The sequence below is a fragment of the Nocardioides sp. genome (genome assembly GCF_004803405.1).
Lineage (GTDB): Bacteria > Actinomycetota > Actinomycetes > Propionibacteriales > Nocardioidaceae > Nocardioides > Nocardioides vastitatis.
Map to the genome: position 1 here is coordinate 1 of NZ_SSXI01000154.1, position 6,350 is coordinate 6,350.

The window sequence follows — 6,350 nt, forward strand, 5'->3', positions numbered from 1 at the left end:
ACCAGGCGGGCGGGGTGCAGGACCGCGCAGTCGGGGGTGTAGGTCGCCCCACGCACCCCGGTCGCCGCCAGCACCTGGCGCGCCTCGGCCGGGTCGAGCAGCCGCAGCTCCTCGGCATCACGACCCCAGGCCCGGGCGTACGCGACCTCCGCGCGCGCCCTCGTCCACTGCGCCGGGCTGCGCGCGAGCACGATCGTGCCGCCCTTCGCGTACCCCGCGTCGATGCCCTCGACAGCGCACACCCGGCCGACCTCGTCGACCGTCTCGCGCATCGCCCGGTGCTGGGCGAGCGCACCGGGGCGACCGCGGTGCATCCGGGCCAGACGCTCGGAGGAGACCGGGAACAGGGCGGAGCACCAGCCGCCGTTGCGGCCGGAGGCGCCGAAGCCCGCCACCTCCGCCTCGAGGACCGCGATCCGGAGCGTCGGGTCGCTCTCGGCGAGGTAGTAGGCCGTCCACAGGCCGGTGAAGCCGCCGCCGACGATCGCGACGTCGACATCGAGGTCGCCGTCCAGGCCCGGCCGCGGCGCGGTGTCCTCGCCGGCCGTGGCGTGCCACAGCGAGGGACCGTCGACGGTGGTCAGCGGACCCCCCAGGAGTAGGTCTGCTTGCGGAGCTTCAAGTACATGTACGTCTCTGTGCCCACCACGCCCTCGATCTGCCGGATCCGACCCGAGATGATCTCCAGCAGGTGCTCGTCGCTCTCGGCCACCACCTCGACGAGCAGGTCGTGGGCGCCGGCGGTGATCACGACGTAGTCGACCTCGTCGAGGTCGGCGATCGCATCCGCCACCGGCTCCAGCGCCCCGGCGACCCGGATCCCGACCATCGCCTGCCGGGCGAAGCCGAGCTCGAGGGGGTCGGTGACGGCGACGACCTGCATGACGCCACCGTCGATGAGCCGCTGGACGCGGTGTCGCACGGCGGCCTCGGACAGGCCCACCACCTTGCCGATCGAGGCGTAGGACCGACGACCGTCCTGCTGGAGCTGTTCGATGATCGCCTTCGACACGTCGTCGAGCGGCGCGGTGCGATCGGTGCGGGGCGTCCTGTTCACGCGACTGATCCTTCCAGTCACGTCGTCATCAGGCGAGTCCACCTATGGATTTCGTTGCGATCCTGTTTCAGATCGACTGATTCCCTTGTCTTGAGGTGCCTGGACCTGACAGCATCCGAAGCAGGTCCCCGACCGCAGGAGGAAGTCATGCCCACCCCTCGCCACACTCCGGTCCCGGTGCGGGCCTCCCTGGATCGCAGGGCGTTCCTGCGGGGCCTCAGCCTTACCGGACTTGCTGTCGGGACGACAGGCATGCTCTCCGCCTGCGGGACCGAGTCGCAGGTCCAGGACGCCGACAAGTGCGTCAGCGAGGACCGCTCCGCGGAGGAGAAGGACCTGGTCTTCTCCAACTGGCCCGAGTACATCGACGTCGACGGCAAGAAGATGCCGACGCTGGAGGGATTCCAGAAGCAGACCGGCATCGATGTCACCTACAACACCGACATCAACGACAACAACGAGTTCTTCGCCAAGGTCAAGGACCAGCTCGGGGGTTGCGAGTCGATCGGCCGCGACATCATCACGCTCACCGACTGGATGGCCGCACGGATGATCAGCCTCGGCTGGATCCAGGAGCTGGACAAGGCCAACATCCCGAACGTGGAGGCCAACCTCAAGTCTTCGCTGAGGGCGCCCTCCTGGGACGCCGACCGCTCCTACAGCGTCCCGTGGCAGAGCGGCCTGACCGGCATCGCCTACAACGCGAAGTACACCAAGGAGGTCGGGAGCTTCGAGGAGCTGATGACCCGTCCGGACCTCAAGGGGAAGATCACCCTCCTCTCCGAGCTGAACGACACGATGCTGTTCATGCTGCTGCTCGAGGGCGCCGACCCGGAGGACTTCACGGAGGACCAGTGGGCGAGCGCGATCGAGCGGCTGGAGAAGTACGTCGCCTCCGGCCAGGTCCGCCAGTTCACGGGCAACGACTACATCCGCGGGCTCAACAGCGGCAACATCCTCGCCTGCGAGGCGTGGTCGGGCGACGTGATCGCGCTGCAGTACGAGAACCCCGACATCAAATGGGTCGCGCCGGAGGAAGGCCTGTCGATCTGGTCGGACAACATGCTGGTCCCGAACAAGGCGACCCACAAGACCAACGCCGAGTCGCTGATGAACTACTACTACGAGCCCGAGGTGGCCGCCACACTCGCTGCCTGGGTGAACTACATCTGCCCGGTCGAGGGTGCGCAGCAGGCCATGGAGAAGGTCGACCCGAGCCTGGTCGAGAACCCGCTGATCTTCCCGACGGAGGACTTCCTGGCGAAGACCTACGGCTTCATGGAGCTCGACGAGAAGACCCGGCAGAAGTACGACCGGGACTTCGCAAGGGCGATCAGTGGGTGACCTGCGGCTGACCGGCGTCACCAAGAAGTTCGGGGCCTTCACGGCGGTCCACAACCTCGACCTCGTGGTGCCGGAGGGCTCGTTCTTCGCGCTTCTCGGCCCATCCGGGTGCGGCAAGACCACGACCCTGCGGATGGTCGGCGGCCTGGAGGAGCCGACGAGCGGCACGGTCGAGCTCGGCGGCCAGGACATCACCCGGCTCAAGCCGTACCAGCGGCCGGTCAACACCGTGTTCCAGAGCTATGCCCTCTTCCCCCACCTCAACGTCCGCGACAACGTGGCGTTCGGCCTGCGTCGTCGGGGACGATCGAAGGTCGACGCCGAGGTCACCGCGATGCTCGACCTCGTGGAGCTCGGGGACCTCGGCCGGCGCAAGCCCGGCCAGCTGTCCGGCGGGCAGCAGCAGCGGGTCGCGCTCGCGCGCGCGCTCATCAACCAGCCCGAGGTGCTGCTGCTCGACGAGCCGCTCGGCGCGCTCGACCTCAAGCTGCGTCGCACGATGCAGATAGAGCTCAAGCGAATCCAGACCGAGGTCGGCCTGACGTTCATGCACGTGACCCACGACCAGGAGGAGGCCATGATCATGGCCGACACCGTCGCGGTGATGAACGGCGGGCGGATCGAGCAGCTCGGCCCCCCCGAGGAGCTCTACGACTTCCCGGCCACGACCTTCGTCGCCAACTTCCTGGGCCAGTCCAACCTGGTCGAGGGGAGCATCGTGGGCACCGACGCGGAGCAGGTGGTGGTGGTCGACGTGCAGGGCGCGAAGGTGGCCGCACCGCGCGACCGCGCGCGCGTCACCGAGGGCGACGTCTGGGTCGGCGTGCGCCCCGAGAAGGTGCACATGGTGCCGGCGATGGCGGCCGATCCTGCACTCAACCGGCTCCCGGGCGGTGTGGTCAGCGACGCGTCGTACACGGGCGTCAGCACGCAGTACCTGGTGAGGGCCCCGTGGGGCCAGGAGCTGTCGGTCTTCGAGCAGAACCACACCAGCCAGGGACGCTTCTCCCCCGGGGACCCCGTCGACCTGACCTGGGCGCTGGAGCACACGTTCCTGCTCGACGCCGCCCAGGACGCGCGGGCGGGCGTGGAGAGCGAACGTTGACAGCGGCGGCACACCTGCCCGGCGCCGAGACGCCGGACGGGCCGGAGATCCAGCCGCGCGGCGCGCGCCGCGGACTCACCGGCTACGTGCTGCTCCTGCCAGGCGGACTGTGGCTGGCGCTCTTCTTCGTCGTCCCCACGGTCGTCCTGGTGGCCACGAGCCTCTACGACCCGAGCGGATCGCTCCAGCTCGGCTACCGGATGACGGGGCACTGGCAGAACTACGTCGACGCGGTGCGCGACTACTCCGACCAGATCCTGCGTAGCCTGCTCTACGCACTCGCGGCGACCGGTGCAGCCATCCTGCTCGGCTACCCGCTGGCCTATGCCATCGCCTTCAAGGCCGGCCGATGGAAGAATCTCATGCTGGTCGCGGTGATCGCGCCGTTCTTCACCAGCTTCCTCGTGCGAACGCTGTCCTGGCAGTACCTGCTGGGCGACAACGAGCTCATCGTCTCGGCGCTGCAGTGGCTCAACGTGCTCGGCGAGGGCGGCCGCCTGATGAACACGCCCTTCGCTGTGGTCACCGGCCTCACCTACAACTTCCTGCCGTTCATGGTGCTTCCCCTCTACGCCTCCTTGGAGAAGATCGACCACCGGCTCGTCGAGGCCGCCGCCGACCTCTATGCCTCACCGGCGACGGCGTTCCGTCTGGTCACCCTGCGGCTGTCGATGCCCGGGCTGGTGGCGGGAAGCCTGCTGACGTTCATCCCCTCCGCAGGGGACTACATCAATGCCCAGCTGCTCGGCAGCCCCAACACCCGGATGGTCGGCAACGAGATCCAGGCGCTGTTCGGCGCGGGCGACTACCCCACCGCATCCGCGCTGTCCGTGGCGCTCATGGTCACCATCGTCACGATGGTGGCGATCTACGTACGACGCGCCGGCACCGAGGACCTGCTGTGACGCGCTTCGGTCGCTGGCTGGCAGGGCACGTCGTCCTGGTGGTCGGCCTGCTGGTGCTGCTCTACCTGTGCGTCCCGGTGCTGGTCGTCATCCTGATGTCCTTCAACGACCCGGCGAGCCGCAACAGCTACACCTTCGACGGCTTCACGCTCGACAACTGGCTCAACATCTGCGACCCCTACCAGCTCTGCTCCTCGGTGTCGCTCTCGCTGCGGATCGGACTGCTCGCCACCCTGGCCGCGACCGTGCTCGGCACCCTCATGGCCTTCGCGATGGTGCGGCACCGGTTCCGCGGACGGTCCGCGGCCAACCTCCTGGTGTTCCTGCCCATGGCGACGCCCGAGATCGTGATGGGCTCGTCGTTGCTCGCGCTGTTCGTCAACGCCGGCTTCGCGGCCCAACTCGGCTTCTGGACGATCCTCGTCGCCCACGTGCTGTTCTGCCTGTCGTTCGTCGTGGTCACGGTGAAGGCCAGGCTGGCGGGGCTCGACCCGGCGCTCGAGCAGGCGGCCGCCGACCTCTACGCCAACGAGTGGCAGACCTTCTGGCGGGTGAGCTTCCCGCTGGTGTTCCCGGGGATCCTGGCAGCGGCGCTGTTGTCGTTCTCGCTGTCCTTCGACGACTTCATCATCACCAACCTGAACGCGGGCCAGGAGGTGACCTTCCCGATGTTCGTGTGGGGGGCCGCCCAGCGCGGCATCCCGCCGCAGATCAATGTGATCGGGACGATCATGTTCGTCCTGGCGTTGACGGCCGTGCTCCTCGGTGAGCTGGGCAGCCGCCGACGTGCCGCTCGTCGCTGACCCGGCTCCGATTCCGGCTCCGGCTGCGGAGACGGCGTCGGCGGGGGCGGCGGCGGAGCGACGTTCGTGCCGATCACGGAGGGCACCACCAGCCCGTCGTGGTCGGAGTTGAGCGCGACCCACGTCGGCCTCCCGGTAACCCCGACCCGTCGGGTCCGTGCGTGCACGAGGTTGTCGATCCGCCCCGCGGCGAGGCGTCGTAGACGACGGCGTCGCCCGGGAACGGGTAGTTCCGGCGGTTGATGTCGCCGCCGCCGAAGACCGGGACCCCGCGGGACGCCAGTGCGGCGTGCAGGCCGCGGACCATCCGTGCCTGCTGCAGCCACAGCGCCTGGCGTGCGTACCGGTGGGTGCTCCACGCGCCGGGGACGAAGTGCACGTTCCAGCGCGCCACGCCCGGATGCCGGCGTTCGCGGCGGCGTGCGCCCGCCCGTCGTCGGACGAGGCTGCACCAGGCCGCGGGCAGAGGAATGGGCCGGCATGAGAGAGGAATCCTCCGGAAGACCGGACGAGACCGGTGCCGGGGCCTCCCGTCCACCTTCGGCGAGCCGCCGGCATACCTGAGTGGTGACCGAGACGCTCTCGGTATCAGCGATGACTCCTGCGATGTCCTCCGGTCATTCCCTTCAGAAGCCTCGAACACCGCCGATGGAACAGGAAAGCAGCGCGAGAGGAGGTGCCGATCATGTGGAACACAGCCCTGGAACCGACCAACCGGATCTCACACGACATGCCCTGCCCGCGCTGCGGACACGGCATCCACGTGTACCTCGGGTGCGGCGACGGCTGTGACTGCCCGCCGGCCGAGATGCCCGGCAGCGCGGTCGCCTGACCCCTCCGTCCTCAGACAGCGAAGGCGACGGCCTCCCCGACGACGTCGACCCGGACCGGGTCCCCCGGCCGGGGCACGCTGTTCGCCGGCGTGCGGGCCGACACGTGCTCGCCGGAGTCCAGAACGACTCGGATGGTCGCGTCGTGGCCGTAGAAGCTGACGTCGAGCACGACCCCGGCGCGGTCGGACTCGTCGGCGGGCGCGACCTGGACCTGCTCGGCGCGGATCGCGACTCGAACCGGGCCGGCCGCCACCGGGGCGCGCAGCCGGAGCAGGCCCAGCGCACAGGATGCGCTGCGGACCC

General features: G+C 69.0%; 9 protein-coding genes. 5 read left to right on the forward strand and 4 right to left on the reverse strand.

The features are described from left to right. A partial coding sequence (locus E7Z54_RS11205) for an NAD(P)/FAD-dependent oxidoreductase (protein WP_346763542.1) occupies positions 1 to 596 on the reverse strand: 596 nt, incomplete at its 3' end. Beyond that, positions 581 to 1,057 carry an Lrp/AsnC family transcriptional regulator gene (locus E7Z54_RS11210; RefSeq protein ID WP_240769628.1) on the reverse strand — a complete coding sequence of 159 codons (477 nt, stop codon included), beginning with the start codon at positions 1,055 to 1,057 and terminating at the stop codon, positions 581 to 583. The genes E7Z54_RS11210 and E7Z54_RS11205, both read right to left, overlap by 16 nt. Positions 1,058 to 1,204: 147 nt before the next feature. Between E7Z54_RS11210 and E7Z54_RS11215 the strand changes: the two genes are divergently transcribed. Genes E7Z54_RS11215 through E7Z54_RS11230 form a run of 4 tightly spaced genes read left to right on the forward strand, consistent with a single transcriptional unit; the run spans position 1,205 to position 5,214 of the window. Further along, a complete protein-coding gene (locus tag E7Z54_RS11215) occupies positions 1,205 to 2,401 on the forward strand; it encodes a polyamine ABC transporter substrate-binding protein (protein WP_206056151.1) in 1,197 nt (398 codons plus the stop codon). Beyond that, positions 2,394 to 3,506, forward strand: a complete 1,113-nt coding sequence (locus E7Z54_RS11220) for an ABC transporter ATP-binding protein (protein ID WP_136433716.1) — start codon at positions 2,394 to 2,396, stop codon at positions 3,504 to 3,506. Before E7Z54_RS11215 ends, E7Z54_RS11220 begins: the two co-directional genes overlap by 8 nt. After that, the gene (locus E7Z54_RS11225) at positions 3,503 to 4,411 is read left to right on the forward strand and encodes an ABC transporter permease (RefSeq protein ID WP_240769629.1); all 909 of its coding nucleotides are present in this window, start codon (positions 3,503 to 3,505) and stop codon (positions 4,409 to 4,411) included. The genes E7Z54_RS11220 and E7Z54_RS11225 overlap by 4 nt, the downstream gene beginning before the upstream one ends. Next, complete coding sequence (locus E7Z54_RS11230; RefSeq protein WP_206056152.1) at positions 4,408 to 5,214, forward strand: ABC transporter permease; 807 nt, start codon at positions 4,408 to 4,410, stop codon at positions 5,212 to 5,214. The genes E7Z54_RS11225 and E7Z54_RS11230 overlap by 4 nt, the downstream gene beginning before the upstream one ends. A gap of 73 nt (positions 5,215 to 5,287) precedes the next feature. Here the strand turns inward: E7Z54_RS11230 and E7Z54_RS11235 are convergent, their stop codons facing one another. Continuing rightward, the gene (locus tag E7Z54_RS11235) at positions 5,288 to 5,608 is read right to left on the reverse strand and encodes a hypothetical protein (RefSeq protein WP_136433718.1); all 321 of its coding nucleotides are present in this window, start codon (positions 5,606 to 5,608) and stop codon (positions 5,288 to 5,290) included. Positions 5,609 to 5,899: 291 nt separating this feature from the next. On the opposite strand from E7Z54_RS11235, the gene E7Z54_RS23175 reads away from it, so the two are divergent. Next, positions 5,900 to 6,046: a hypothetical protein gene (locus E7Z54_RS23175; RefSeq protein WP_168798280.1), complete on the forward strand. Its 147-nt coding sequence runs from the start codon at positions 5,900 to 5,902 to the stop codon at positions 6,044 to 6,046. Positions 6,047 to 6,057: 11 nt separating this feature from the next. Here E7Z54_RS23175 and E7Z54_RS11240 read toward each other — a convergent pair. Continuing rightward, positions 6,058 to 6,350 (reverse strand): TOBE domain-containing protein (locus tag E7Z54_RS11240; protein WP_136433720.1); only part of this gene is annotated, 293 nt, incomplete at its 5' end.